This window comes from Shewanella sp. ISS20 (assembly GCF_056522965.1).
The window spans coordinates 1,637,257-1,662,605 of record NZ_JAWRZK010000001.1 but is presented as its reverse complement, the minus strand read 5'-3'; the positions used below and the strand labels follow the sequence as shown (position 1 = coordinate 1,662,605).

The window sequence follows — 25,349 nt, the reverse complement described above, 5'->3', positions numbered from 1 at the left end:
GCAGTGCTCTTTATGGACTCGGGTGGGGATTAAGTTGTCTTGTGCCACACTTACTCTGTATTAAGTCCTAACTTGGTTAGTCGTTAAGCCGCGGTAAGGCAACAGTAAACATGAGTTAGTCATTGATTATAGCCGCTTAAAGGAGAGGGGATGGCAAGCTGGTGGCAAAGGGGCGCGCTCTTAGTGTTGATACTACCTATGCTGGCAATGGCTGAGCCTTGGCGGCAACCTAGTTATATTGAGCAAGCTTTTATGACAGTCGCTTTAGGGCGCGAGTATCAACAAGATGTTGATTACTTAGTTAAATGGCAGCAAGGCTTGCGGGTATTTATTCGTCATCAAGTAAAAGTTGAGCCGCTGCATGTCACCCTCGTCACCTATCATCTTGAACATTTGGCTGAGATCACAGGCCTTAACATTGATTTAGTGACCGAAGAGACTGCTGCCAATGTAGTGATTACTTTTACCGAACAAGCTAAGTGGCAGCCCTTGATAGCCTCTGAGCTTGGGCTTGATACCAGTAAGCTACTGCATGGCAGTGTGTGCCTTGCTAATATCGCGGAAAAAAATGGCCGGATTGAATTTGCCCGCGTCTATATTCCGGTGGATTTAGCGCGCTTTCATGGCAAATTAGCGGCGTGCGTAGTGGAAGAACTCACCCAAATCTTGGGGCTTCCCAATGATAGTGACACAGTATTCCCATCAATTTTTAACGATAACAGTGTCAATAATCTACTGACTGGGCTGGATTGGCTGCTGCTAAGACTCTTATATCAGCCTGAGTTAGTGGTAGGGAGTCGCTATGGCGCAGTGCAAGTGCAAACTCGCGCCATTTTGCTGCGCTGGCAACAAGATGGCACGCTTGTTAACGCCGTTCAGGCGGTACGCCGCGGAAAGTTATATCCGTTATTAGGTTATTAGCTTTAAGACCCAAGCACTTAGACCTAAGCCCCAATACCTAAACTTCAATACCTAAGCCTCAATACCTAAGCCCCAATACCTAAACTTCAATATCTAAGCTTCAATAACTAAGCCCCAAGATCTAAGCTTCAACATCTAAGCATTAGACGGATAACGCCTGCCAAGATAACTTAAACGAGGGCTTAAGCTAGGCGTTAATCGAGCAAGGCTAACTGCTTCACTAATTCACTAACGCTTGGCCGCGCACTTAATGGCACTTGCCAGCAGGCATTGCGAATAGCGAGCAGTTCGGCATCGCTGTCATTGCATACACTCAGTAAATCATCTATCACGCAGCCTAAGGCACGCACTTCAATGGCTTGAATGGCAGTAGCGTGCTCGTTACTGAAACGAGCTAAAGGCGTTGCCGCTCCCATATCCCCAAGCATTAGCTCATGGTCTTGATTAATCAGCATGTTATGGGCATAAATATCGCCATGTGTCAGGCCTTGCTGATGTAAGTGATTAATGACATCCACGGTTTGGCGAATTAAATGCCGCACTTGCTTTTGGCTGAGCTTGATATCGGGCGCAAAGGTATCGCGGGTGCAAGTGACTAGGCTCGGCGGTAAGCCCAAATTGTAATAATTGGCGGGCACTAAGCGCAAAATTACCCCAGCTTGCTCACTGTCTTGTTCGGCTTGATTATTGGCCTTGATGCTTGCCAAAGTGCTAATGAGGTTAGGGTGCTCGCCTGCTTGAATGCAAGCGGCTAATTCATCGCTTGGGTAACCGTCGCTGGTGACTTCGCCTTTAAACAGCTTGATGGCGACATCCATGCTTTTATCTTGTCGCTGCCACACGCCCTGATATATCACCCCTGAGGCACCTTGACCTAATACATGGCCTAAACGCAGCGCTGAGTGCTCAACTTCTGGTAAAACGCTATTAACGGCACCAGTTTGGGTGCAAGGATTACCCGCCAGCGCCAACCACGACAGTTTAGGTAAATTCAGTAAAAACTCTGGGATTTCGGTCAGTTGATTGGCAGATAGACGCGCCAGTTGCAACTCAGTGCATTGACTCATGCTTGCTGGCAAATGCGTGATTTGATTGCCAGCTAAGGCTAATTTTTGCAGTCTCCTACAAGAGCCTAAGCTTTGTGGCAACTCATTAATTCGATTATTAGTTAAAATTAACCAACGGCATTGGGGCGGAATTGACGACTCGCTCACGGTTTTAATCTGGTTAGATTTGAAGCCGATCATCTCAAGTTTAGGGCATTGGCCTAACACATCTGGCAAGTGATCAAATAAGTTGTCTGACATAAACAGGATTTTTAATTCAGTCAGACAAGCAAACTCGGCAGGCAAAGTGCTCAGTTGATTTTGCGATAAATCAAGCCGCTGCAAGCTATCGGCGAGTTTAAATATTTCAACTGGAAATTCAGTCAGTTGCTCATGGATTCTGATGTCAGTGGCGCCATCTAATAGGCCAGTTCTAAGTTGTTCTAAGGTATGCAAGTCGCGCTCCTTGAATTAGCAAGGCCGACAGCCTAAATGACCGCTGCCTATGGGTCAAATCTTGAGACCTAATTATCTAGGCTATCTAGGCTATCTAGGAGGGCGCGCGAAGTCGTCACTTGAGGCGCATTATGATCGCACTAGCAGAAATGTAATTTTATACCACTTTGTGCGGTGTAGATGACAATTTGATGTGCCAAAGGTGTTGTTAAGTTACATTTTGGGGTGAAATGTGACGACCGCAACGGTATATGCATGAACAAAGATTTACCATTAGCCATCTCAAAGTTAAGTGGTTGAAAGATATGATGGCAGGGTCGGTAAACCAGATTATTACGATCAAAAAAGGCTTAGATTTGCCCATTACAGGTGCACCTGAGCAAGTGATCATCAATGCCAATGTTCCCAAGCAAGTAGCATTACTTGGTGAAGAATATATTGGCTTGAAACCCACCATGTTGGTGGAAGTCGGTGACAAGGTCAAAAAAGGCCAAGTCTTGTTCGAAGATAAGAAAACCCCTGGGGTGATGTTTACAGCACCAGCAGCCGGTATTGTGAGCGCGATTAATCGCGGTGAACGCCGTGTATTGCAATCGGTAGTCATAGATTGCGACGGTGATGAAGCGATTCGCTTTACCCAAACCGATGATATAAAAAGTTTAACTGATGATGAGATTAAAACTAACCTCATCCAAAGTGGTATGTGGACTGCGCTGCGCACCCGCCCATTTTCACGCGTACCCGCATTTGATGCTAGCGCGAGCGCCATCTTTGTCACTGCGATTGATACTAATCCGTTAGCGGCAGATCCACGCGTAGTTATAGCCACTCAAACTAAGGCGTTTGCCTTAGGTCTTGAAGCCTTGTGCCGTCTGCAAGCATGCCCAGTGTATGTTTGCCAAGACAGCGGTAGCGACATTATCGCGAATGCCCCAAGCGCTGTGCAGCTGCGCCGTTTTGCGGGCGTGCATCCAGCAGGCTTAGTCGGCACTCATATTCACTTCATTCAAGCGGCTAGCATTGAGCGTCCGGTATGGCATATCGGCTATCAAGATGTGATTGCTTTTGGTCAGTTATTTTTATCTGGCGAGCTGTATCAAGAGCGCATAGTCGCCTTGGCAGGCCCTGGCGTGATTAAGCCCACCTTAGTGCGCACTCAGTTAGGCGCTAACTTAGGGACCGTAACCGCTGGCGCTATCAAGTCAGGCGTTCAACGTGTGGTTTCAGGTTCTGTGCTTTCAGGCCATACGGCTACTGGCGTGCAAAACTACTTAGGTCGATTCCATCAGCAAATTTCTGTGCTGGAAGAAAACAGTCAGCATGAAGTTTTGTCATGGGTTAAAGGCGGTAGCGATAAGTTCTCTATCACTCGCGCTGTGTCCTCAGGCTTTGGTTTAGGTCGTAAATTATTTGAATTTACCACTCATGCCGGCGGTGATGCTCGCGCCATGATGGCCTTTGGTCAGCTCGATAGAGTGATGCCGCTTGATATTCTTCCAACCTTGTTGGTGCGCGATTTAGTGGTACGCGACACCGATGAAGCCCAAGCATTAGGGGCGCTGGAGTTGGATGAAGAAGACTTAGCCTTATGTACCTTTGTCTGCCCAGGCAAATATGATTTTGGTAAAGAACTTCGTGCCTGTTTAGATATCATCGAGAGAGAAGGGTAATGACTACACCATCTAAAAAGCCTGATTTGCAGGATGACTACTACGCGCCAGGACACGCGATTAAGGGCTATCTGCGTTCGCTATATTTAGCCAACGGCCGTAGCACTCAAGGCCAAGTTCATGTGCGTGATGCCATTGATGTTAAACGTACCATGACCTTAGTTGGCCTGTGTTTACTGCCAGTGATTTTGTTTGGTATGTATAACTTAGGACTGCAAGCGCAGCTGGCTTTGGCCGCAGGCGCGCAGCCATCGACTAACGCAACGTTAGCGATTTTTTATGCCTTATTTGGCCAATTAAACGCTGATAGTGGCCTAGTGGCGCTGTTTGCTTATGGCCTGAGCTGCTACTTGCCTATCTATCTGACGGCCTTAATCGTCAGTCTGTTTTGGGAAGGGGTATTTGCTAAGGTGCGTAATCAGCAGTTACACGAAGGCTTCTTCGTTACTGCCTTGCTGTTTACCTTGATTATTCCAGTGGGTACGCCGTTATGGCTGGTGGCCATGGGCATTACCTTTGGCGTTATCGTGGCTAAAGAAGTCTTTGGCGGCATGGGTTACAACTTCTTAAACCCAGCTTTAGCCGGTCTTGCGTTCATCTACTTTGCTTACCCAACCCAAGTAGGGCCAGCGGCGCAGTTAGTGGCGGTTGATGGTTTTAGTGGTGCAACTCACTTAATGCAAACCGCAGCGGGCAAATTAAGCTTTGCTGATTACGCCTGGTATAGCGCCTTTACGGATGCCAACTGGTGGAATGCCTTCTTAGGTTTTACTCCGGGCGCCATTGGTGAAACTAGTACCTTAGCCATTTTAATTGGCGGTAGCTTATTACTGTTAAGTCGTCTGGCTAACTGGCGCATTGTGGCGGGTGTGTTTGTGGGCATGGTGTTAACCGCCAGCTTATTTAACCTGATTGGTTCTGCTAAAAACGACATGTTCGCTATGCCTTGGACTTGGCATTTAGTCACGGGCGGCTTTGCGCTGGCCATGATGTTTATGGCGACCGATCCTGTGACTACCTCGTATACCCGTCAAGGTAAGTGGGCTTATGGCTTGTTAATTGGTGCTATGGCGGTATTCATTCGCGTACTTAATCCAAAGATGTCTGAAGGGATTATGTTGGCGATTTTATTTGCCAACCTGTGGGCGCCCATTTTCGATTACTTAGTCGCGCGCGCCAATATCAAACGGAGACTGAAACGCCATGGCCTTTAATAAAGACTCGGTGCTTGGCACCATGGTTTTTACCATCAGCTTATGTCTGGTGTGCTCATTTATGATCACCGGCACTGCCGAAGTGCTTAAAGAGCGCAAGCTAGTTAAAAAGCGTGATGAACTGCAACGCAATGTGTTGATGGCCGCTGACATTAATCTTGATGGAAAAGATTTCAGTGACGTATTTAACAGCCAAGTTACCCCTATGCTGGTGGCGTTAAATACTGGCGACATAGTGCCCCAGGACAACTTGTTAGATTTTGATGAGCGCATGGCCGCCATTAATCCTGAAACCTCAAGCAAGCCAAAGAAAGACACGGCTAAAATTCGCAGCCGCGCAGATGCGGTGCGGGTGTTTGAAGTGCTGGATGATCAAGGCAAGCTAGTGACCTTAGTCGTACCTATTTACGGTAAAGGCTTATGGTCGATGATTTATGGCTATGTAGCGCTGGAATCAGATCTTAATACCATACGTAACGTGCTGTTTTATGAGCATGGTGAGACTCCTGGTATTGCTGATTTCGTGACCGACCCTACTTGGTTAGCCCAATTTAAGGGCAAGCAGATGTTCGATGCTAAAGGTCAGGTTGCCCTTAAGATCATCAAAGGCGGCGCGCCTGAAGGTGATGTGCATGGGATTGATGCCGTGAGCGGCGCGACAGCAACGGGTCGCGGTATTCAGCGTACCTTAGAGTTTTGGTTTGGTAAGGAAGGCTTTGCCACCTACTTTGATAAGTTAACTAAGGCGGGGGTGTAATATGAGCAGCTCAGTGTCGACGCGGGAGATCCTCACCAGTCCGATTTTTGCCAACAACCCAGTAGCCATGCAGGTACTTGGGGTATGTTCGGCGTTAGCGGTCAGTAATTCAATGCAAACCGCTGTGGTCATGACCTTGGCCGTAACCTTTGTATTAGTGTTCTCCAACTTATTTATCTCATCGATTCGCCGCTTAATTCCTAATAGCGTGCGTATTATTGCGCAGATGACCATTATCGCTTCGTTAGTGATCATAGTGGACATGGTGTTGCAAGATGTTGCCTATGAACTATCAAAGCAATTATCTGTATTTGTGAGCTTGATTATCACTAACTGTATCATCATGGGCCGCGCTGAAGCGTTTGCCATGAAGCATCCACCGCATTTAGCTGTGATTGATGCGTTAGGTAATGCCATGGGTTATGGCGTGATCTTAGTTGGCGTAGCCTTTGTGCGTGAACTGCTAGGTTCTGGCACCTTATTTGGTCATGAAATCTTAACCACAGTTGAAAATGGCGGCTGGTACTTAGCAAACCAGATGTTTACCTTGCCACCGAGCGCCTTCTTCCTGATCGGTTTTATGATCTGGGGCATTAACGTGGTGCAGCGCAAGCGCAAATAAGGAACCGAGATGGAACATTATGTGAACCTGTTCATGCAGGCTATTTTTATCGACAACATGGCGCTGTCGTTCTTTATGGGCATGTGTACTTTTTTAGCTGTGTCCAAAAAAGTATCCACCTCATTTGGTTTAGGTGTGGCGGTAATTGTGGTGATGACCATAGCCGTGCCGCTTAACCAAGTGATTTTTGTCAATGTCTTAGCCCCAGGCGCGTTGGCGTGGGCGGGTTTCCCAGAACTTGATTTAAGCTACTTGCAGCTCATTACCTTTATCGGTGTGATTGCCGCATTAGTGCAAATTTTAGAAATGGTGCTGGATAAGTATTTACCTAGCTTACATCAGTCATTAGGCATTTTCTTACCGTTACTGACAGTAAACTGCGCGATTTTTGCGGGCGTGATTTTTATGGCGAACCGTAATTATAACCTAGCTGAATCCGCCGTGTTTGCTATGGGTTCTGGCATAGGTTGGGCGATGGCGATTGTATTGCTGGCAGGTCTGCGTGAGCGCATGAAGTTCAACGCAATTCCTGAAGGCTTACAAGGTATAGGTATCACCTTTATCACCACTGGCCTGATGGCTTTAGGGTTTATGTCCTTTGCTGGGATCACCTTTTAAGGGATCGGCGTGCAAGAGTTAACATAAGGGTTTTTTTATGGAAATGGCAATTGGCATCGGCATGTTCACCTTTGTGGTGAGTTTGTTGGTGATGGTGATTTTAATCGCCAAGAGTAAATTAGTCGCCAGTGGCGATGTGCATATCGGCATTAATGATGATGCCGACAAAGGCATAGTGACTCAAGCCGGCGATAAGTTGCTGGGCGCGTTAGCGAGTAAAGATATCTTTATTCCATCGGCATGTGGCGGCGGCGGTACTTGCGGTCAGTGCCGTGTGACTGTGAAATCCGGTGGCGGTGAAATTCTGCCGACAGAACTTGATCACATCACCAAGAAAGATGCGAAAGAGGGCTGTCGTTTAGCCTGTCAAGTAGCAGTTAAAGGCGATATGGAACTTGAAATTGAAGAGGAAATCTTCGGCGTCAAGAAATGGCAATGTGAAGTTATTTCTAACAATAACCAAGCAACCTTCATTAAAGAATTACTGCTGAAATTGCCAGAAGGTGAAGAAGTTCGCTTTAAGGCTGGTGGTTATATTCAAATTGAAGCGCCAGCCCATGTGGTGCGTTACTCAGACTTTGATATTTCGAGTGAATATCGCGGTGACTGGGAAAAGTATGGCCTGTTTGATCTAGTATCAACTGTCGATGAAGACGTGCTGCGCGCCTATTCTATGGCGAACTACCCAGATGAAAAGGGTCGCATCATGCTCAACGTGCGTATCGCTACGCCGCCAAGCAATGACTTACCGCCAGGCAAGATGTCATCTTATATCTTCAACTTGAAAGCCGGTGACAAGGTCACTATTTCAGGGCCGTTTGGTGAGTTCTTTGTTAAAGAGACTGACGCTGAAATGGTGTTTGTGGGTGGGGGCGCCGGTATGGCACCTATGCGCTCACACATCTTTGATCAGTTAATGAGTAAGCATACCAAGCGTAAAATGAGCTTTTGGTACGGCGCGCGCTCGACTCGCGAAGTCTTTTATCAAGACGATTTTGATAAGCTGGCCAGCGAAAATGAAAACTTTGTGTGGCATGTGGCTTTATCCGATCCTCAGCCAGAAGATAACTGGAGCGGTTATACCGGCTTTATTCATAACGTCTTGTATGAGCAATATTTAAAAGATCATAAAGCGCCTGAAGATTGTGAGTTCTATATGTGTGGCCCTCCAATCATGAACTCGTCAGTGATTAACATGCTGGAAAGTTTAGGGGTTGAACCTGAAAACATCTTACTCGATGATTTTGGTGATTAAGCTGCGTTAATTCTCGCAATTTATTAAGCGATATAACAATCCGCCTTAGGGTAATGCCGTTCACTTAGTGTGAACGGCATTTTTTTTAGGCTTAATGGAATACTTGTTTTTACTCATTTTTAACGCACGTGGATAGGCTCTATCCCGTTTCCCATCTAGCTTGAACTGACTCGCATTACGCACTATGTCCAAGACATCTCTCGGAACATTCCCTGGCGTTTGAGATGGCAGCTGAGTTAATTTTAAAATGATATAACTCGACGCATCTCTAAAGCTTAATTGGTTCGGATGTAACGACGGTAAGCTTTTAGCCATCAACACCATCTTGTATCTGATGAGGTTATAGGCCAACAGTACCCCCCACAATTCTTGGATAACCAGCTCTGGCAATTGACTGCGTAGCGTAAAGCGACTCTCCAGCAGATGCTGCTTCATCTCCCGATAGCCCACTGCTATCTCCCATCGATAGGCATATAAATCCACTATCTCGGCCCCCGGATAACGTAAGGGGTCAGTTAATGAGGTCAAAATGGAAACCAACTTACCTTTTACCGTCTTCGTCAGTAAGCGAGCTTCAATATTGTCAGGCAATAGGCCACTTCTTTCTGGCTTGAGCTGTGGTGGTTAACTGCACCAGTTGGTCGTGTTTTCCTAAAGAGCGTACCACTTCATATTGTGTGCCTTTCTTCAACGGCAGCAGCCAGTGGCTGTTAGGTTGAGCCTGTTGCCAGGCGTGCAAAAGCCCCAACGAATAGAAGCCTCTGTCAAACAGAGTCAGGCAGTTATTGGGTATGCTGGATATCAGTTCGGCGGCTAAATTCATTTCACTGACAGCAACAGAATCAAAGGCACTGTTCAATACCAAGTGGCTGCTTAATTCCATCATGCAAACCATACGAATTTGAGGATAGGCAGCATCACCAGCAGCATTGGCGGTTTTGGCAAAGGCCTGGTTGTTTTGCTCACTATCAGGTGTTCGCCACACGACACCATCGACACCGTAGAGGTTGAGTCCACACCAATGAGGATGCTCTGCTCTCTCATGCCAGGTTTTGGCACTTTGCTTAAACACATCCTGAACAACGTCAGAGCCCAGCCGCTTGCGCGCTTGCGTGACAGCACTGCGAGCCACGTAATCCACCTCTTGAGGTAAGACGATATCAAGCTTATTGATGAGAGAGCGGACGGACTCGCCTCTGAACAGAGCCATACCAATCACCGCCCAAATCATGGCATCCATAGGTAACTTACGTCGCCGTAAACTGGCAACACCATGTGAATCAAGGCACGACTGAATTAAATCAGGCTCAAGCACATCGGCCAGACAGGTGAATTCGGTATGGCGATTGATATGAGTACGCGCCAAAGCGTCTGAAAGTTGCATAAAAAATCCGATGACATGGGGTCATCGGATTTTGATCCTTTCAGTGAGATCGTCAAGCAATCTGTCTTAACTGATCGGCATTACTCCCAAGCGGAGGCCTTTTTATTGGGATGAATGCAAACAACTAACTATTTAGTCCGCGCCTTAAATTCCCGGCAAGCATCACCAAAGGCTTGAAATAGGACGACTGAATCGGGATTGTTTTTGGCTTGCCACTCAGGGTGCCACTGCACTCCTAACACAAATTGTTCTAACTGCGGCGCATGAAAGGCTTCAACTAAGTTATCTTCTGCCAAGGCTAGCGGTTCAAGTTGTTTGGCCAAAGTGCAAATACCTTGGCCGTGAAGAGAGTTCACTTCGGTGGAGTCACCGAGTAAGGTATGAAGCCAAGTATTCGGCACTAATTTAATGGCATGGCTTGGACCATATTGCACCGCGAGGCTATCATCCGGATCTTCACGATGATCGTGAAAATTAGGCAGCTTATGTACCTTTTGGTACAAATCCCCACCTAAAGCGACATTGATTTCCTGAAAACCGCGGCAAATACCAAATATGGGTAATTTACGCGCGATAGCGGCATGGATAATGGCAAAATCAACGGTGTCACGATGCTTATCTTGACCTTTATCTGGGGTTAAATTCTCTTGACCATAAAGGCTTGGATCAATATTTGAGGCTGCGCCCGTTAAGCAGATGCCATCGACCATATCTAAGTACTGCTCAATATCTTTAACGCCAAAACAAGTGGGAACAAGCAGTGGAACACAGTCGGCAATCTCGACAATCGGAACCATATATTTATGGGTCATGACTTGATAGGGATGATGGTTACGATTTTGCTGACCCATAGTCATAAGAATGACGGGTTTATTATTGCTCGCGTGCATAGATCACCTTGGTTTGACTACCTTGGGAGGCGCTACACCTTGTCTCATCTAAGAGTAGCAAGGTGTGTATTTAACCACCAGTCTGCCTTGGAGCCGTTCAATATGTCAAACATCAGATGATTATTTTTTACACTGCGCTAATCTGTGCCTGTTTACTTTGCCGAGCGTGTGCACTTGCCTAAATCTGTTAATTTAAATTAGATGCTTTTACGCTAAGCTGCGCAAGCTTAGGCGCAAACATCAGCAAATAACTGATTAGCTAATTGCTGCAGGGTATTACTGCTGGTGTGAGTATGAGCAAAGGTGCGTAAGCCATAAATTCCCATGGCAAAATAGCGGGCTAGATGCTCACTATCGCGTTTTCTGTTTAGTTCACCATTTTGCTGCGCTTGGGCAAATATCTGACTTAGGGCTTGATGCCACTTAGCTAAGCTGGCACTAATAATGTGCTGCACTTCATCATCTTGCTGGGCTAATTCATTCAGTGCCTTAGTGAGCAGGCAACCACTGTCGACTTCGCAGCTTAGACATTTAAGTACTATGTGGTCCAAATATGCCTTAAGCGAGACTAACAGCTTTCTATCGAGCATAAAGAATTGCTGAAATTCTTGGCTTCGGTCTTGTTGATATTGACCTAATGCCGCAAGTAGCAGTCCGCGTTTATTGTTAAAAGCGCAGTAGAGAGAACCAGGATGCAAGCCCGTTGCCTTGGTTAAATCTTGCATGCTGGTATTGCTGTAGCCCTTTGCCATAAAGGCATGCATGGCTGCTCGCAGCACTTGCTCTCTATCAAACTCGGGATTACGCATCAGGCTTAAGTTCTTATCTTTTAATTAACTCATAATACAGTATTTGAATGCTTGTTCAAAATCTAGCTTGTGTGCGGCTAAAAATAGATCTATCTTGAACGTGCATTCAATAACTGGGGTTTGTCATGTTCGCTAATTTATTTACACCTTTTGCGCTTAATAACACTCTCACTCTGCACAACCGAGTTTTAATGGCGCCGTTAACACGCTGTATGGCTGACCATTATTTAGTACCGACACAGGCTATGGTTGATTACTATGCGCGCCGCGCTGATGCTGGGCTGATTATCTCTGAGGCCACCATCATTCGCCCCGATGGCCAAGGTTATCCTAATACCCCAGGGCTTTATACGGCTGCGCAAATTGCAGGTTGGCGGCGAGTAACAGATGCTGTGCATCAACAAGGCGGTAAAATTTTTGCCCAGCTTTGGCATACTGGCCGAGTAGCGCATCCGCATTTTTTTGCAGCTTCTGGCTCAAGTGATGTGTTGGCTCCCTCGGCGGTAGCGGTTATTGGCAGCGTGCCAAGAATGCGCGAATTAACTTATCAAGTACCAAAAGCGGTTACGCATGAAGATATAGCAAGCTTGGTTGAGGATTATGCTAAAGCCGCGGCTAATGCCATTGAGGCTGGCTTTGATGGCGTTGAAATCCATGGCGCTAATGGCTATTTAATCGATCAATTTTTGCATTTTGACAGTAATCATCGCGTTGATGAATATGGTCAAACGCCTGAAAATATGGCGCGTTTCCCACTCGCAGTTGTAGATGCTGTAGCGTTACAAATTGGTGGTGACAGAACGGCTCTGCGTGTATCTCCAGGCGCCTATTTTAATATGGTGGGTGATAGTCGCGATCGCGCCGTATTTGATTATTTGCTCGCGCAACTTGAGTCTCGCTCGCTTGCCTATTTGCATATTGGCATTTTTGATGATGCTATGACGTTTGATTATTTAGGTGGTAGTGCCACGGCGTACGTTAGAAGCCATTATTCTAAAACCTTAGTGGGTGTTGGTGGTTATAGCCCTGAGTCTGGAAGCGCCGCGATTGCTGCCAATAAGTTTGATTTACTCGCCATCGGTCGGCCATTTATTGCTAACCCTGATTATGTCGAGAAAGTCCGTCATGGACAGGAGCTGCTGACTTATAGTGATGACATGCTGGCAAACTTAGTCTAGCTAGCTAATTTTTGCCCAGTGACATTGTGACATTGTGACATTGGGCTTTTACGTCAGCAGGGTTATATCGTGAGCTAATACCAAAGTAGCTTGTCCTATTGCTAGTAGCAGGCAAACAATTTAGCGACTTGATAAATTACGCGAGTAATACTTACTGAGATGAATTAACCCAGCATTCAGATAATAACTGCGCACTGCATGTGAGATTTAATTTTCTGACGGCCCAGAAATAAACAAGGCCATTGAGATGGCTCAATGACCTTCATTCGTATATATAGTAGGGATTATTTCTTAAGAAGACTAGTTGAATTGATTTGAGCTTTCTTAGCTACTTTAGCGGCCTTTTTTTCTTTCGGGGATAATAGAGGTTGTTTCTTAGCGTTCTTTTTACTGTCTTGTCCTTTACTCATGATGTTTCCTTATAGAGATAACTATAAATTAATCAATTAATAATGTAAGCGCACTTAACGACAGCACTTAATATGATGTTAGTTTTCATTAACTCGCAGCATCTTAAGTAAAATCAGTATGCACCTAATTGTGAGCAATTGCTAGCCCCCTGAAACGCTTTACAAATGAAAAAAACTTGCTGGTTGTAGCGCAGTCAAATAGTCACTTTACTAGTTGTAAAGCAGTGCGTTAAGCTTGGTGTTTTAGCTGTGTGGCATGGGTAAAGCTGGGTGGGATAGCTTGTCAACCTAAGTAGCCAGACTTGAGCTAAATAGAGATATATCACCATCAGATACTGCCTAGTAAGGTGCTAGCACTTACTTGTAAGCCTTATTTGTATGATCTGATCCGCTAACTCTGGACACTTAACTAAGCACTATTTTCAATTCAAAATTCTCAGGGCTTAAATAGCCAAGTGAACTATGCCTTCTGGTTTTATTGTAATCAACTTCTATGTACTCAAACACTGTGTGCTTCATGGTTTCCCGGTCCATGATCGGCTCGTACTGAATGGCCTCAACCTTCAATGAATGGAAGAAGCTCTCTGCACAGGCGTTGTCCCAGCAGCAGGCTTTGCGGCTCATGCTTTGGATAAGCTGATTTTTTTCAATCAGATCTCGATACGCATGTGAACAATATTGGCTGCCTTGGTCACTATGAACAATCACTTTTTTTGGAAAACCACGACGAAACAGCGCCATTGTCAGCGCGTCACAAGCCAGCTTAGCCGTCATGCGATTACTCATCGACCAGCCAATCACAGCGCGCGAGTACAAATCGATAATCACCGCCAGATACAGCCAGCCTTCGCTTGTCATCAGATACGTGATATCACCGACCTATTTTTGGTTCGGGCCGCTGGCATCGAAGTTCTGCTCCAGCAGATTTGGCGCTACCGAAAGCTGGTGATCGCTGTCAGTTGTTGTTTTGAATTTACGGGCTGCTTTAGCCACTAAATTCTGTCTTGTCATGCTGTTCATCATGGTTTTCAAATTAGCGCGATCGTAATCTTCGGCGAGGTCGACTTGAATACGCCGAGCGCCAGAGCGTTCCTTGCTCTGGACAAAAATAGCTTTGATTTGCTTATCACGGCTGCGCTGTTTGCGCAAGCGTGTACTCGGCTTTTTGCTTGATTTTCGCCAGGCATAATACCCACTTTGCGTCACGCCAAGCACTGTCGCCATTGGCTTTAGGCGAAACTGGTGCTGGTGTTCGAGCATAAATTCGAATCGTTCTACTTTTGATTCTTCGCGAAGTAGGTGGCCGCCTTTTTTAGGATGGCTAAATCCTCAGCTTGGTCGGCTAACAGGCGTTTTAACTTGGCAACTTCAGCAGCAAGCTCGGCTTCACGCTGGCTAGTTGTCGATTTCTTCTCAATGGCAGAGCGCCAGTTATAACGTTGTGATCCGTAGATTTTGAGCTGCCTAGCAGCTTCAGCAACACCGACACGTTCGGCTAGTTTCAGGGCTTCAGCTTTAAATTCAGCCGTGTGGGTCTTGCGGGGCTTTTTGATTGTCATATTCACCTCGTTAAGTCATTTTACTCACTTAGCGTGGTGTCCAAAAGTATTGGATCAGATCAATGATGGGGGGACTATCACAAACAGCAAAATAATTTAGGCAATTTATACATTAAACAAAATCTGGTCTCCCCACAGGGACTCGAACCCCGATCGGTCGCTTAGGAGGCAACTGCTCTATCCTGTTGAGCTATAAGGAGACCTAGCGATTATACTGCTTTTATGGCTTATTAAAAGCCTAAAAATCTAGTCGGCTGTTTATTAAACAATATTTGGCGAGTATTTGGATTAACTTCAGCAGTTGAGTCATTAGCTAGCATCTATTGCTATTAGTAACTGCTGCAATAATTCATATTCCAGCGTATCCGCCAGTCCTAGCCAATCTTGGCGTTCTTGGGCGCTAAGTAAGCTTTGCATGATAGTGAATAATTCAGAGGTTGGCTGTGCTTGATAATGCGCTTGCATAAGATTGATGCAAGTAAGATATGCCGCGTTCGCTAATCCTTCATTACCGCAGCGGTAATCATGGGCGCATTGCCTTAATAACTGTTGCTCACTCTTATTTAGCATAGGGTCTCCTTGTATGGCTCAGGCAAGGGCTTAATCATGCTTGCTGCCAGTCCAGTAGCAACTTATCAGGCGCTTGATAGTCGCAGCCTGTAATCGCGGCGCCGCGTTGGCTTAATCGCGTAAATGTACACCTTGGATGCTTGCTGATTAATAGCTCTAAGGCGCGTAAATACGAAATAAAATTAAGCGTGGTTGTTATTTTTTCGCCATGACCATTGATGAGCTGATGCTTAGCATGATGATGTTTTATTCCTAGGCTGCCATCTTCCCATGCTGCATGGGTTTTTTCGTCCATAAAGCCAAAATCAGCGCCAAGTAAATACATATTGCTTGTGCCAATTTTTAACGCTAAATCAACAGCGGGATGGATAACGCTGCCATTAGCGTAGAGGCGACAATGGGGCGTTTGTTGCTCTAATTCATCATAAAGAGGGTGGTCAGAATAAGCGGCGTAACGTGGCCCTGGCCAAGCGGCTAATAAATCTGGGCGACTTCTGGGAAAGTACACTAAGGCTGGGTAGAGATGATTGGTGGCGGGCGTTATTTGAATAAGCTCTATGGGAGTTAACTCAGACTCAGTAGCTAACGCCATATTATGGGCAGAGTCATTTCTGGGTTTGAGTTTTGTGACTTGCGCTGTCGCAGGGGTAATTAATTCATCAATACTCACCACTATATCTATAGTAATCTGATAGTTAACTAGCCCTTTTAAGGCGGTATCTAGCGCTATGATTAAGGGTTTTTGTGTGTGGGGCAGGGCGCTCACTTGTTCTAGCCAAGTAAAGTGTTCTTCAAGGCTTGGGCCTGAGGCCAAAATCAGCACGCGCCGATGCTGTGGTATCTGCGGGGCTAACAGCAAAGCATCTGGGTCATGCTGCCAATAGTGGCGGTTTTCCTCAAAGCGTTGCAAGTGAAGCGCGCGGTTGCTCTCGTGGCGGCTATTGGCGTAGCTGAGGTTTTTTTCGTGCCAAATAATATCGCGCTGATAGTAATAATGTGGGTCACAAAAGTGTAAGTCGGCGGTGCAGGCGAGCCAATGGGCGCCTAAACTTGGGCGCGTTGGCGCACTCACTAATTCAAGATTAGGGTGCGTTAGCCACTCTCTTTGGTCGGTATAGGTGAGTAACAGTTTCAATAATTTAAGGTTTAAGCAATGGAGTGTCAGCGCGGCGACTTTTTTGACGATAAGTAGATACCAAGGCGTGTCGCCCATACCTATGCCATAACACTCGACGTGCGGACAGGCTTCATTAATTGCTTGGCACCAAGCTGCCGCTTCTTGGTAGCGGTCATGGCGGCTACTGAGCTGAATGCCATTAATGCTTATAGTTTGCTCAAGCCCTTGGGTTAACTCGACCTTAAACTGCGCATGAATATCGTCAATGGTGAATTCACTAAGTTGCTGCGCAAGCTTAGGCCAGCGCCTCTCAATTATGCTGAGTTGGCTATCAAGCAGTGATGTCTGTGCCATGTAAATTCCATTTTAGTGCGAGCTTAATTCACTTAATTTATTTTGCTGCTAACGGTTTTGGTATTGACTGTATTGCTATTAACTGGGTTTAAGCGAGCTTGTTCAAAGTTACCGCTTAACCAGCTATTTAAGTTATTGCTTAACCACAACATCTTGTACTTGAATACCACCGGTGCCAAGCGCTTCCTCAAACACGCCGCTGGCACTGAGTTCACTCACTTGATCTAAGCGGAAGGTTAACTGGCTTGGGGTTGCTAGCGAACGCATGCCACTGAGCCTATCTGTGATATCGCGTTTTAAAATTATTTCGACTGTATCTTGCAAGTTCATGCCATGGCGACGGCCAAGATTGATGACTAATCGATTGCCTTCCATAGCCACTATTTGCCCGAGGGTTGGCCTGCATACTAATTCGTTATCTAAGTCTTTAATGGCATCAATTAATAGCGCATCTATGCCTTGCCCATAGCGCGACTTCCAAAATACTAAGCTATTGGGTAACACTTGTTGTTGTTTTTCAAAGGGCCAAGCCGCTTGGTGGGAAAAGATCTTTTGCCAAATAACTTCGCCACTAATGCTGTGAATGAGGCTAAAGGTCACAGCAAAATGGCGTAAGGGATCATTGGCCATCAAGCCAAACATACTCTCAGTGGCTGGAAGCAAGGACATATCTTCGATATTAAGCTGCAAGATATATTGGCTGTCAGTGGTTTTGCCGAGCCAATCGGGCAAGCGATAACCCCGAGTTTGCGCAAGGCTAGTGTCTATGTCCAAGCGGTCATTACTGTGTAATTGTGCAAACGACTTATGGCTGTATGCTTCCATTTGTTTGGCGAGGCGATTGGCAAGCTCGGTTTCAAAGTTAACTAACTGACCATAATTAAGTTGGCTGCGATCTTTAATTGTGGCCTGCGGCACTAAAATTGCGGCCGTAAGCGATGCTGGGGTGCATTGCTCTTCATAGACAGCTTCATCTTGCACTAATAGCGCGATATTTACTTGAAGCTCATCGCCAATAATGAGTTCAGAAATCATTTTCATTGACTGAGTTTGCAGTTGTTGCGCCATATTCCATTGATTATTAATGATATGGCCTTGATCTACCGTGGTTTGGCTTTGCATGGTAAAGCCTTGGCTGAGGCCGGCATAAGTGATGGCTTGCTTAATGGCTTCTTGGCGGGCAGCATCGATATTATCGTTTTGAATACTCGCTTGCCCAGTGGCATTAACCCAGCGCGCTGCCGTAGCATCAAAGCTTATGCTGATGCACAGTAGGCTTAGCAATAATAATGACTTGGTTTTCACTCTTATCTCCTTAGCGTCAAGGGCTTGACTGCATGAGCATCCATTGGCGTATCTTTTTATGGCTTAATTTTGCTAGCTGAAGCAACAAAGAGCTGATTGTGCTAGCTATCTGCTGACATTGTTTCGATGTCAGAGTGTCAATGCCTGTGTTAGTTAGCGATGTAAGCAATAAACATGCCCGTGTTTGCAATCATCAATATAGGTATAAAGCTATGCGCTTAAATGGCAGTGATGGTTGGAGTTTTTGACTATGCTGCCGTTAATGCTATTGGAGGCGCATGTGTTTGAGTGTTTTAGATAAAGAGTTTTAGCTGCTGCTTTGAATCTAGGCCGTATGAAATTTGCTATTTGGGCATTTGAGATGAGTATATAACTGTTGGTTCTTGGGCTTGGTTTGATTTTTCAATCTTGGAAAGCCGAAAGCCTCATCATAAATACCTAACGCTAGGCAAGTTTAAACGCTTGCTGATTGCACCTCGGTATTAGTTTATCAATTACCCTATTTTGGTATTAGGTTTGCATAATTAACGCCAGAGCAGTTAAGCCAGATGAAATAGGGGCGCGTGTTATTTCATTATTTTGAAATATTCGCGGCCGAAGTAAGAGGGATGATGATGAAAAAGTTGCTGAAAGTGGCATTGTACGGCATCAGTGTGCTGGCATTAGCCAGTTGCACCCTTAAAGCCAAAGAGCCACCGCCTTTGCCGCTGGGTCACTTACAAGATGGCAATGGGTTGCCGCCTACGGCCGTAATGGATCATTTGGCGGCGCGCATAGTGAATGACTTAGTGCGCCATCATAAAGACTATATTTTCAGTAAGATGATGTTAGTGGCAACCCCAGTCACAGTATCAGAATTTAATCAGAGCAGTGATTTCGGCCGGCAACTGCAACAAAGTTTGATGACATCTTTACAGCAGCAAAAGTTTAATGTGGTTGATATTAATTTGGCGCAAAGCATGCGGATATCGCCCCAAGGTGACTTTATCTTAAGTCGTGATTGGCAACAATTACGTGACGATGCCTTAGTGGAATACGTGTTAGTGACTACTTACTCTTTTAATCAAAGTGGCATGCAGGTTAATAGCAAGATAGTGGACTTAGCTTATCAGCAGCTAATGTCCGCGGCGGCGGCTCACGCCTCATTGGCTGAATTTGGCGCCTATTTAGAACCATCAAGAACCAGCGTATCTGAGAACGGCATCATTTATCGTTATAGCAAACCCGGCGAAGGCAAGGTTAAGCTCATAGGAGGAAGTAATGAGTAATTTAGGCTTATTATCTGTGCGACGCACAGGGCTACTGGTGTTGGTCGCGAGTTTGTTTTTGATGGGGTGCAGCAGTAACGATAGATACGTGCAATGGGAAACCGAAGCGCCCAGTGAGTTTCCGGTATTAACAGCCACAGGTTATGCACCGCTTATCCAATCAAGAGCGAAAAACTCAGCTGAGCAGATGCTCATGGCCATGCAAGCCTCCAAAATTGCCGCTTATCGCGAATTAGCTGAGCAAGTGTATGGCCAACATATCAGCGCCTCTAATCAGATGTCGCAATGGATGGTGGCAAACGATGAAGTCAAAGTATCGGTAGAAGGATTAATTCGCGGCGCTAAAGTAGTGCGCAGTTATCCAGCGGGTGAGCATTATGTCACTGAAGTCGAGATGGATTTCGCGATCGTTTGGCAGTTATATCAGCAGCAAAATCGTCCGCAACGAATTAAAGAGGTTACTTATTTCTAATGGGATGTTTTAGGTGGCTGCTGATTCAGCCGTCTTGGCTGAACAGGCTATTTTTCCAATAAGTGACCGCTATTAGCATAGCTAAATGCGTGGCTACTTATACTTCAAGATTATTGCCTAAGGTGGCGATTGTGCTGGTTTTACCTTTGCCATCATAAGTGAGGCTATTGGCATTGCGACTGGCTTGCAGAGCTTGGGCGAGGCGGTTGAGGCTGGCGATATTAAGCTCAATCAAACTGGCATTGCGTTGATTTAAGTCTTGGCAAATTACTAATAACTGACGACATTGCGCCACTTGCGCCGCAAGCGCGGTATCTGAGGTCAGTAAGATGTGCTGCGGATGGGAAGCTAAGGCTTGATCCGTTTGGGATAAGTTATCAAGCAGGCTATTTTTTTCGGCGGCTAACGTTAATAAGGCATCAGCCTGCTTGGCTGTTAAAGCCGCAGTTTCTTGGGCAATAACCAGCTCAAGTTGCTTAAGGCAAGCTTGCTGGGTATCAAGCAGCGTAGTTAAGCTAAGTTGTTCAATAGTCATTCAAATCCTGCATCTGTTTTTCAAATTCAACTATGTTAGCCGCCAAGCGTTCAGGGTCTATCTTATAGCGCCCTTCAGAGATGGCGAGTTTGATTTGATCAATTTTCTTTTGATCTATGTCAGGTGAGCCGGCCATTTTAGCGCTCGCGCCTTGTAGCTGCTGCGCTTGCGGCGTCAACTTGACTGAGTCCGTGTGCACAGTCGTCGCCTGAGGTTGAACTGGCGCATTAGCATTTCCTGTTTGAGGAAGCGCCGCTTGTTGAGACTTGCTGTATACCTGAGTATTGCTGGCAGAATTCAGCTTGGAAAAATCAATCGCCATAATTGGCTCCAATAGCATGCGTTTACAATGTATCTAGTTATCGACCAAAAGCGTTATGACTTAACTTTTTTTTCGATAAATATTTAAGTCGTTAATAAATCAATAGTAAATATTCAGCGAGCAAATAACTTACATATTTATTTCAACTGTTCCCACTTTAGTCACGACGGCTTTAATCAATTTTTGCGATTGAGCGTTCTTAATCTGAATATGTTCACCGAGCACACCATTACTTTCAGCAACGCCTTGAGTGCGAATCGTAAAATTAGTGCTCTTAGCAATAATAGTGACACTATCACCTTCACACACAAAACATAAATTTTCAATAAACACCGGACTTGCTTGGCTAATTCGCCGTTTGCTGCGACTGCCTATGATGGGTTCAAGCTCACTAAATTGCTCGCCTCGCAGCTGACTCTTCTCGATCATGGCAATATCTAACATCTCGCTAGTCAGTAATTCGCCCACATTAATGGGACGCCTGGCAACGACCACAGGAAAGCGAATATCAACTTTGACTGCGACAAAAATCTGCCACGGATAATCAAGTTCGGGGCTATTACAGCTAATTTTGACGGTATTATTGCGACTGATAGCGCGCTTGGCAGCAACTTCGGCACGAATGGCGCCGCTGCACAGTGGCAATTTTACCCGCGCGTTAGGTGTGTGGGCTTGTATGGATATTTGCGCGCCAGTAATAGGTTCTACCTTAGTAGCAATGGCATCGGTTGCCAGTCGCTTAATGTCTGCCGCCGTTGGGCGCACAGCCGTGTTGGCGCTGTCACTATTGGCCGCCGCGGTGAGGTTAACACTGAATGCTAACGCGATAATTATCCATATGCTTGTTGTCATAGTGTCAAATCTGGCTTATTTTTCAAGAATGCACCTATACTTCAATCAGTCATTTCACGGTTAATGATTTTTTTAAGGTTTTTAGCGTCATAGTTTCGACGCTGCGCTATAACTAATGTAAATAAAGCAAGTTATGTGCCTATACTCTTTACGAGTAGGAAGGGAATCAAATAGTAACAAAGGCAATGATATGGCAAATATTCTTGAATCTGTAAATCAGCGTACTCAGCTGGTCGGTCAAAACCGATTAGAGTTGTTGCTATTTAAACTCAGTGGCAAACAAAGATTCGGTATCAACGTTTTCAAAGTCAAAGAAGTACTGCAATGCCCGCCGTTAACGACTCTGCCTAAGCTCAGTCCATTAGTGCGTGGTGTGGCTCATATCCGTGGTCAAACTATTTCTGTGATTGATTTAAGTGCGGCAACTGGAGGGAAACGCATTGAAAATGTTGATAATTGTTTCATCATCATTGCGGAATACAACCGCAGTATTCAAGGCTTCTTAGTCAATTCTGTTGAACGTATTATTAACATGAATTGGGGCGCCATTTTGCCGCCACCTGATGGCACGGGGCGTTTTTCGTATTTAACCGCTGTGACTGAAATTGAAGGCGAACTAGTTGAAATTCTCGATGTAGAAAAAATTCTCGACCAAATATCCCCAGTCAAAACCGAAATTAGTCAAGAAACTGCCGACTTACTTAATATTGATCGCGATAAAAATTATCACATCATGGTTATCGATGATTCGGCTGTGGCCCGTAAGCAAATCATTCGCTCGCTTAATTCGTTGCAACTTGAAATTGATACCGCCAAAGATGGCCGCGAAGCACTCGATATGCTGAGAGCTCGGGCCGAAACTTGCGATGATGTTTCTAAGCAAATTCCGTTAATTATTTCAGATATTGAAATGCCAGAAATGGATGGCTATACCCTGACCGCTGAAATTCGTGATAACCCTAAGCTTAAGCATATCAAGGTAGTGCTGCACACCTCGTTAAGCGGTGTGTTTAACCAAGCTATGGTTGAGAAAGTCGGGGCAGATGACTTTATTGCTAAATTCAACCCAGATGAATTAGCGCAAGCGGTGAATAAACACCTCTGCTTATGACGTGCCGGCCTAGCTGCACTATTTGATAGGTATTGTGAGAATGAATAGGGGTTTATTTTGTCAAACAAAACTCTAACTGATAACGAATATCGTCAGTTTGCACAATTTTTAGAACAACAAAGTGGCATAGTGTTAGGGGACAACAAGCAATATTTAGTCTGTAGTCGTTTAAGCCCATTAATGGCAAAGTTTAATTGTGACTCCTTGTCACTGTTAGTGAAAATGGCTATGGGCTCGCTCGACCGTCAGCTGCGCGTCGATGTCATTGATGCCATGACGACCAATGAAACCTTATGGTTTCGCGATAAATTCCCATTTGAGTTAATGGCCGAGGTGATTTTGCCTGAGTATGCGGCGCTCGGTAAGCCGCTAAAAATTTGGTCGGCGGCTTGTTCCTCTGGGCAAGAGCCTTACTCGCTCGCTATGACCTTGATGGAATTTCAACAGCGCCGACCTGGGACGTTAAACGGCACTAGTATAGTTGGCACAGATATTTCGCCGTCCATGCTTGAGCGCTGCGGCGTGGCAGAATACGACCATTTAGCGCTGGCTCGAGGATTGACTGAAGAACATAAACGCCAATTTTTCGAACCTTTGCCACATCAAAACCGCATGAAAGTGAAAGATAATGTCCGCAAACTAGTGACCTTTAAACCGCTTAACCTGTTAGACAGTTATTCTTCTATGGGCAAGTTTGACGTTATTTTTTGCCGCAATGTGTTAATTTATTTTGGCTCGGAGGCAAAGATTAAAATCTTGCGGCAATTTGCTGCCGCGTTAAACCCTAAAGGGATATTGTTTTTAGGGGCTTCAGAGTCGTTGGCCGGTCTTAGTGATGATTTTGACATGGTGCGCTGCAATCCTGGGATCTTCTACCGCAAACGCTAAGCCCATACTTGACAAAAAACCACAGCTAATCCTGTGGTTTTTTGCTTTTAGCTCAGCTAACCCATTGATTTAGTAAATTTGCTGCCGTCATTTCTTTTCTGGCACATCAATTGCTTTATGTTTGCTAACAAAGTCGGGAGGCAAGATTATGGCGATCAGTTTCGATAAAGCATTAGGAGTGCATCAGTACACTATCGGTGTGCGCGCGCAGCGAGCTGAAGTGATAGCTAGCAACATAGCAAACTCAGATACTCCAGGCTATAAGGCCAGAGATGTTGATTTTTCCATGGCGATGCAAGCGGCCATGGGTACACAATCGACTGCCACTATGCGCCTGCCCATGAGCCAAAGCCATGACAACCACTTTGATTTGCAATCTAAATTGGCTCCTGAACTTAAGTATCGCAATCCTAATCAAGCCGACACCGGGGATGGCAATACCGTGGAGATTCAGCATGAACAAACAGCGTTTATGCAAAACTCGCTGGAATATCAAATGTCATTAGGATTTCTCGACAGTAAGTTTAGTGGCCTAACAAAAGCATTAAAAGGTAATTAATCATGAGCTTATTTAATATTTTTGACGTTTCAGGTAGCGGCATGACGGCGCAATCGATTCGGATGAATACCACGGCGAGTAATATTGCCAACGCCGATGCCGTGTCCAGTAGCCAAGATAAAACCTATCGCGCCCGTTATCCGATATTTGAAGCCGCTATGGCCAAAGCGAGTCATCAGCAGCAACATGGCCAAGGTGTAGTGGTTAAGGGCATAGTGGAAAGTGATGAGTTACTGCAAAAGGAATATTCCCCCGCACATCCTATGGCTGACGCCGATGGCTTTATTTATAAGCCCAATGTCAATGTTATGGAGCAAATGGCGGACATGATTTCCTCTTCGCGCTCGTATCAAATGAATGTGCAAGTGGCAGATGCTGCCAAATCTATGTTGCAGCAGACACTGCGTATCGGTAAATAATAGGAGGTAAGTCGTGAACCTGGTTAATCCATTGGGTACCGGCCCCTTACCGGCAAATAGCCAATCTAACCTAGGTTCGGCTATTAGCAAAAATACGACAGTGACGACCAATCCGTTTTTAGACGGCATTCGTTTACCAGAAGATGCTAAGACCCCTGAACCTAAAGGCCAAGAACTGACACAAGCGGATTTCTTTGCCTTGCTGAGTCAACAGTTATCCATGCAAGACCCATTTAAGCCTGTGGGTAATGATCAGATGATTGCGCAGATGGCCTCGTTTTCAACCGTGGATGGCATTGCCAAGCTCAATGCTGAAATTGTAACGCTTAATAGTGTGATGACGTCCAGCCAAGCGTTGCAAGCGTCTGGTTTAGTTGGGCAAAAGGTGTTGATCCCATCAGCCACCACCCATGTGAGCGCCGAAGATCCTAATGTTAATGCGGTAGTCACTACCCCCCAACCTATTAAAGACATCATGGTGCGGGTTGAAGATCAAAAAGGTCAGCTAATCACTACCTTTGCGGTGGATGGCAGCGCGGGTGGTAATGTCGACTTCGGTTGGGATGGCAAAAATAGCAAAGGCGAGTTAGTCGCTGCGGGCAATTATGTGTTTAAAGCGAGCGGTAAGCTTGATGGTAAGTCACAAGCATTACCAGTATCGAGTTATGCCCATGTGACCAGTGTGTCACTGGGCAATGCAACTACGGGGGCCATTCTGAATCTTAAAGGAATCGGCGGAGTCAAACTCGGTGACGTACTTGCCGTTGCTGAAAACAAATAATGCCGCG

General features: G+C 45.6%; 25 protein-coding genes, 1 tRNA gene and 2 pseudogenes. 15 read left to right on the top strand and 13 right to left on the bottom strand.

Features of this window, described 5'->3' with window-relative positions; all coding sequences use genetic code 11:
* The first annotated feature begins 150 nt into the window (after positions 1-150).
* On the top strand, positions 151-921 hold the full coding sequence (locus AC1HDP_RS07580; RefSeq protein ID WP_479638284.1) for a DUF2927 domain-containing protein: 771 nt from the start codon (positions 151-153) through the stop codon (positions 919-921).
* Between the two features lie 194 nt (positions 922-1,115).
* On the opposite strand, the gene AC1HDP_RS07575 is transcribed toward AC1HDP_RS07580, so the two are convergent.
* A complete protein-coding gene (locus AC1HDP_RS07575) occupies positions 1,116-2,423 on the bottom strand; it encodes a leucine-rich repeat-containing protein kinase family protein (protein ID WP_479638283.1) in 1,308 nt (435 codons plus the stop codon).
* A 308-nt stretch (positions 2,424-2,731) separates the two neighbouring features.
* On the opposite strand from AC1HDP_RS07575, the gene AC1HDP_RS07570 reads away from it, so the two are divergent.
* The 6 genes from AC1HDP_RS07570 to nqrF are packed head-to-tail and all read left to right on the top strand — an operon-like array spanning position 2,732 to position 8,559.
* Positions 2,732-4,093 (top strand): Na(+)-translocating NADH-quinone reductase subunit A, encoded by a 1,362-nt coding sequence (locus tag AC1HDP_RS07570; RefSeq protein WP_479639848.1) that lies wholly within the window; start codon positions 2,732-2,734, stop codon positions 4,091-4,093.
* Positions 4,093-5,307 (top strand): NADH:ubiquinone reductase (Na(+)-transporting) subunit B, encoded by a 1,215-nt coding sequence (locus AC1HDP_RS07565; protein WP_140933229.1) that lies wholly within the window; start codon positions 4,093-4,095, stop codon positions 5,305-5,307. Before AC1HDP_RS07570 ends, AC1HDP_RS07565 begins: the two co-directional genes overlap by 1 nt.
* Positions 5,297-6,064: a Na(+)-translocating NADH-quinone reductase subunit C gene (locus AC1HDP_RS07560; RefSeq protein ID WP_479638282.1), complete on the top strand. Its 768-nt coding sequence runs from the start codon at positions 5,297-5,299 to the stop codon at positions 6,062-6,064. Before AC1HDP_RS07565 ends, AC1HDP_RS07560 begins: the two co-directional genes overlap by 11 nt.
* A 1-nt stretch (position 6,065) precedes the next feature.
* The gene (locus AC1HDP_RS07555) at positions 6,066-6,686 is read left to right on the top strand and encodes an NADH:ubiquinone reductase (Na(+)-transporting) subunit D (RefSeq protein WP_140933227.1); all 621 of its coding nucleotides are present in this window, start codon (positions 6,066-6,068) and stop codon (positions 6,684-6,686) included.
* Between the two features lie 9 nt (positions 6,687-6,695).
* Positions 6,696-7,304: an NADH:ubiquinone reductase (Na(+)-transporting) subunit E gene (gene nqrE / locus AC1HDP_RS07550; RefSeq protein ID WP_140933226.1), complete on the top strand. Its 609-nt coding sequence runs from the start codon at positions 6,696-6,698 to the stop codon at positions 7,302-7,304.
* A 37-nt stretch (positions 7,305-7,341) separates the two neighbouring features.
* Positions 7,342-8,559: an NADH:ubiquinone reductase (Na(+)-transporting) subunit F gene (gene nqrF, locus AC1HDP_RS07545; RefSeq protein WP_479638281.1), complete on the top strand. Its 1,218-nt coding sequence runs from the start codon at positions 7,342-7,344 to the stop codon at positions 8,557-8,559.
* Between the two features lie 60 nt (positions 8,560-8,619).
* Here the strand turns inward: nqrF and AC1HDP_RS07540 are convergent.
* From AC1HDP_RS07540 to AC1HDP_RS07530, 3 genes and pseudogenes are all read right to left on the bottom strand, one after another.
* A pseudogene (locus AC1HDP_RS07540) lies at positions 8,620-9,943 on the bottom strand (IS4 family transposase).
* 128 nt (positions 9,944-10,071) lie between these two features.
* A complete protein-coding gene (locus AC1HDP_RS07535; protein ID WP_479638280.1) occupies positions 10,072-10,833 on the bottom strand; it encodes a gamma-glutamyl-gamma-aminobutyrate hydrolase family protein in 762 nt (253 codons plus the stop codon).
* Between the two features lie 227 nt (positions 10,834-11,060).
* Complete coding sequence (locus AC1HDP_RS07530) at positions 11,061-11,642, bottom strand: TetR/AcrR family transcriptional regulator (protein WP_479638279.1); 582 nt, start codon at positions 11,640-11,642, stop codon at positions 11,061-11,063.
* Positions 11,643-11,767: 125 nt separating this feature from the next.
* Between AC1HDP_RS07530 and AC1HDP_RS07525 the strand changes: the two genes are divergently transcribed.
* Positions 11,768-12,820: an alkene reductase gene (locus AC1HDP_RS07525; RefSeq protein WP_479638278.1), complete on the top strand. Its 1,053-nt coding sequence runs from the start codon at positions 11,768-11,770 to the stop codon at positions 12,818-12,820.
* A 284-nt stretch (positions 12,821-13,104) separates the two neighbouring features.
* Here AC1HDP_RS07525 and AC1HDP_RS07520 read toward each other — a convergent pair whose 3' ends face one another.
* The 6 genes and pseudogenes from AC1HDP_RS07520 to AC1HDP_RS07495 form a co-directional block, all read right to left on the bottom strand.
* Positions 13,105-13,230 (bottom strand): hypothetical protein, encoded by a 126-nt coding sequence (locus AC1HDP_RS07520; RefSeq protein ID WP_276613145.1) that lies wholly within the window; start codon positions 13,228-13,230, stop codon positions 13,105-13,107.
* A 405-nt stretch (positions 13,231-13,635) separates the two neighbouring features.
* Positions 13,636-14,789, bottom strand: a pseudogene (locus AC1HDP_RS07515) (IS3 family transposase).
* Positions 14,790-14,913: 124 nt separating this feature from the next.
* Positions 14,914-14,989: transfer RNA gene (locus AC1HDP_RS07510), tRNA-Arg, on the bottom strand.
* Between the two features lie 109 nt (positions 14,990-15,098).
* Complete coding sequence (locus AC1HDP_RS07505; RefSeq protein WP_479638277.1) at positions 15,099-15,359, bottom strand: hypothetical protein; 261 nt, start codon at positions 15,357-15,359, stop codon at positions 15,099-15,101.
* 34 nt (positions 15,360-15,393) lie between these two features.
* Positions 15,394-16,830: a 6-hydroxymethylpterin diphosphokinase MptE-like protein gene (locus AC1HDP_RS07500; RefSeq protein ID WP_479638276.1), complete on the bottom strand. Its 1,437-nt coding sequence runs from the start codon at positions 16,828-16,830 to the stop codon at positions 15,394-15,396.
* 132 nt (positions 16,831-16,962) lie between these two features.
* Positions 16,963-18,135 (bottom strand): flagellar assembly protein T N-terminal domain-containing protein, encoded by a 1,173-nt coding sequence (locus AC1HDP_RS07495; protein WP_479638275.1) that lies wholly within the window; start codon positions 18,133-18,135, stop codon positions 16,963-16,965.
* A gap of 608 nt (positions 18,136-18,743) precedes the next feature.
* Here AC1HDP_RS07495 and AC1HDP_RS07490 point away from each other — a divergent pair.
* Together AC1HDP_RS07490 and AC1HDP_RS07485 are read left to right on the top strand one after the other, a co-directional pair.
* On the top strand, positions 18,744-19,403 hold the full coding sequence (locus AC1HDP_RS07490; RefSeq protein ID WP_479638274.1) for a FlgO family outer membrane protein: 660 nt from the start codon (positions 18,744-18,746) through the stop codon (positions 19,401-19,403).
* 16 nt (positions 19,404-19,419) lie between these two features.
* Entirely contained in the window at positions 19,420-19,875 is a 456-nt protein-coding gene (locus tag AC1HDP_RS07485) for an LPP20 family lipoprotein (RefSeq protein ID WP_479639847.1), read from the top strand.
* Between the two features lie 97 nt (positions 19,876-19,972).
* On the opposite strand, the gene AC1HDP_RS07480 is transcribed toward AC1HDP_RS07485, so the two are convergent.
* The 3 genes from AC1HDP_RS07480 to flgA form a co-directional block, all read right to left on the bottom strand.
* Positions 19,973-20,410, bottom strand: a complete 438-nt coding sequence (locus tag AC1HDP_RS07480; RefSeq protein WP_479638273.1) for a flagella synthesis protein FlgN — start codon at positions 20,408-20,410, stop codon at positions 19,973-19,975.
* Complete coding sequence (gene flgM / locus AC1HDP_RS07475; RefSeq protein WP_479638272.1) at positions 20,400-20,732, bottom strand: flagellar biosynthesis anti-sigma factor FlgM; 333 nt, start codon at positions 20,730-20,732, stop codon at positions 20,400-20,402. Before flgM ends, AC1HDP_RS07480 begins: the two co-directional genes overlap by 11 nt.
* A 129-nt stretch (positions 20,733-20,861) precedes the next feature.
* On the bottom strand, positions 20,862-21,584 hold the full coding sequence (gene flgA / locus AC1HDP_RS07470; RefSeq protein ID WP_479638271.1) for a flagellar basal body P-ring formation chaperone FlgA: 723 nt from the start codon (positions 21,582-21,584) through the stop codon (positions 20,862-20,864).
* Positions 21,585-21,774: 190 nt separating this feature from the next.
* Here flgA and AC1HDP_RS07465 point away from each other — a divergent pair, with 190 nt between their 5' ends.
* The 5 genes from AC1HDP_RS07465 to AC1HDP_RS07445 all read left to right on the top strand — a co-directional run bounded on the left by AC1HDP_RS07465 (position 21,775) and on the right by AC1HDP_RS07445 (position 25,342).
* Positions 21,775-22,695: a chemotaxis protein CheV gene (locus AC1HDP_RS07465; protein WP_479638270.1), complete on the top strand. Its 921-nt coding sequence runs from the start codon at positions 21,775-21,777 to the stop codon at positions 22,693-22,695.
* Positions 22,696-22,752: 57 nt separating this feature from the next.
* Positions 22,753-23,583: a CheR family methyltransferase gene (locus AC1HDP_RS07460; RefSeq protein WP_479638269.1), complete on the top strand. Its 831-nt coding sequence runs from the start codon at positions 22,753-22,755 to the stop codon at positions 23,581-23,583.
* 148 nt (positions 23,584-23,731) lie between these two features.
* On the top strand, positions 23,732-24,142 hold the full coding sequence (flgB, locus tag AC1HDP_RS07455) for a flagellar basal body rod protein FlgB (RefSeq protein WP_479638268.1): 411 nt from the start codon (positions 23,732-23,734) through the stop codon (positions 24,140-24,142).
* Between the two features lie 2 nt (positions 24,143-24,144).
* Positions 24,145-24,561, top strand: coding sequence for a flagellar basal body rod protein FlgC (gene flgC / locus AC1HDP_RS07450; RefSeq protein ID WP_479638267.1), 417 nt, complete (start codon positions 24,145-24,147; stop codon positions 24,559-24,561).
* A 13-nt stretch (positions 24,562-24,574) separates the two neighbouring features.
* A complete protein-coding gene (locus AC1HDP_RS07445; protein WP_140933205.1) occupies positions 24,575-25,342 on the top strand; it encodes a flagellar hook assembly protein FlgD in 768 nt (255 codons plus the stop codon).
* Positions 25,343-25,349 lie beyond the last annotated feature (7 nt).

Coding starts and splice junctions, on each gene's coding strand:
- AC1HDP_RS07580 (WP_479638284.1), top strand. CDS start 151: ATGGCAAGCTGGTGGCAAAGGGGCGCGCTCTTAGTGTTGATACTACCT.
- AC1HDP_RS07570 (WP_479639848.1), top strand. CDS start 2,732: ATGGCAGGGTCGGTAAACCAGATTATTACGATCAAAAAAGGCTTAGAT.
- AC1HDP_RS07565 (WP_140933229.1), top strand. CDS start 4,093: ATGACTACACCATCTAAAAAGCCTGATTTGCAGGATGACTACTACGCG.
- AC1HDP_RS07560 (WP_479638282.1), top strand. CDS start 5,297: ATGGCCTTTAATAAAGACTCGGTGCTTGGCACCATGGTTTTTACCATC.
- AC1HDP_RS07555 (WP_140933227.1), top strand. CDS start 6,066: ATGAGCAGCTCAGTGTCGACGCGGGAGATCCTCACCAGTCCGATTTTT.
- nqrE (WP_140933226.1), top strand. CDS start 6,696: ATGGAACATTATGTGAACCTGTTCATGCAGGCTATTTTTATCGACAAC.
- nqrF (WP_479638281.1), top strand. CDS start 7,342: ATGGAAATGGCAATTGGCATCGGCATGTTCACCTTTGTGGTGAGTTTG.
- AC1HDP_RS07535 (WP_479638280.1), bottom strand. CDS start 10,833: ATGCACGCGAGCAATAATAAACCCGTCATTCTTATGACTATGGGTCAG.
- AC1HDP_RS07530 (WP_479638279.1), bottom strand. CDS start 11,642: ATGCGTAATCCCGAGTTTGATAGAGAGCAAGTGCTGCGAGCAGCCATG.
- AC1HDP_RS07525 (WP_479638278.1), top strand. CDS start 11,768: ATGTTCGCTAATTTATTTACACCTTTTGCGCTTAATAACACTCTCACT.
- AC1HDP_RS07520 (WP_276613145.1), bottom strand. CDS start 13,230: ATGAGTAAAGGACAAGACAGTAAAAAGAACGCTAAGAAACAACCTCTA.
- AC1HDP_RS07505 (WP_479638277.1), bottom strand. CDS start 15,359: ATGCTAAATAAGAGTGAGCAACAGTTATTAAGGCAATGCGCCCATGAT.
- AC1HDP_RS07500 (WP_479638276.1), bottom strand. CDS start 16,830: ATGGCACAGACATCACTGCTTGATAGCCAACTCAGCATAATTGAGAGG.
- AC1HDP_RS07490 (WP_479638274.1), top strand. CDS start 18,744: ATGATGATGAAAAAGTTGCTGAAAGTGGCATTGTACGGCATCAGTGTG.
- AC1HDP_RS07480 (WP_479638273.1), bottom strand. CDS start 20,410: ATGACTATTGAACAACTTAGCTTAACTACGCTGCTTGATACCCAGCAA.
- flgM (WP_479638272.1), bottom strand. CDS start 20,732: ATGGCGATTGATTTTTCCAAGCTGAATTCTGCCAGCAATACTCAGGTA.
- flgA (WP_479638271.1), bottom strand. CDS start 21,584: ATGACAACAAGCATATGGATAATTATCGCGTTAGCATTCAGTGTTAAC.
- AC1HDP_RS07465 (WP_479638270.1), top strand. CDS start 21,775: ATGGCAAATATTCTTGAATCTGTAAATCAGCGTACTCAGCTGGTCGGT.
- flgB (WP_479638268.1), top strand. CDS start 23,732: ATGGCGATCAGTTTCGATAAAGCATTAGGAGTGCATCAGTACACTATC.
- flgC (WP_479638267.1), top strand. CDS start 24,145: ATGAGCTTATTTAATATTTTTGACGTTTCAGGTAGCGGCATGACGGCG.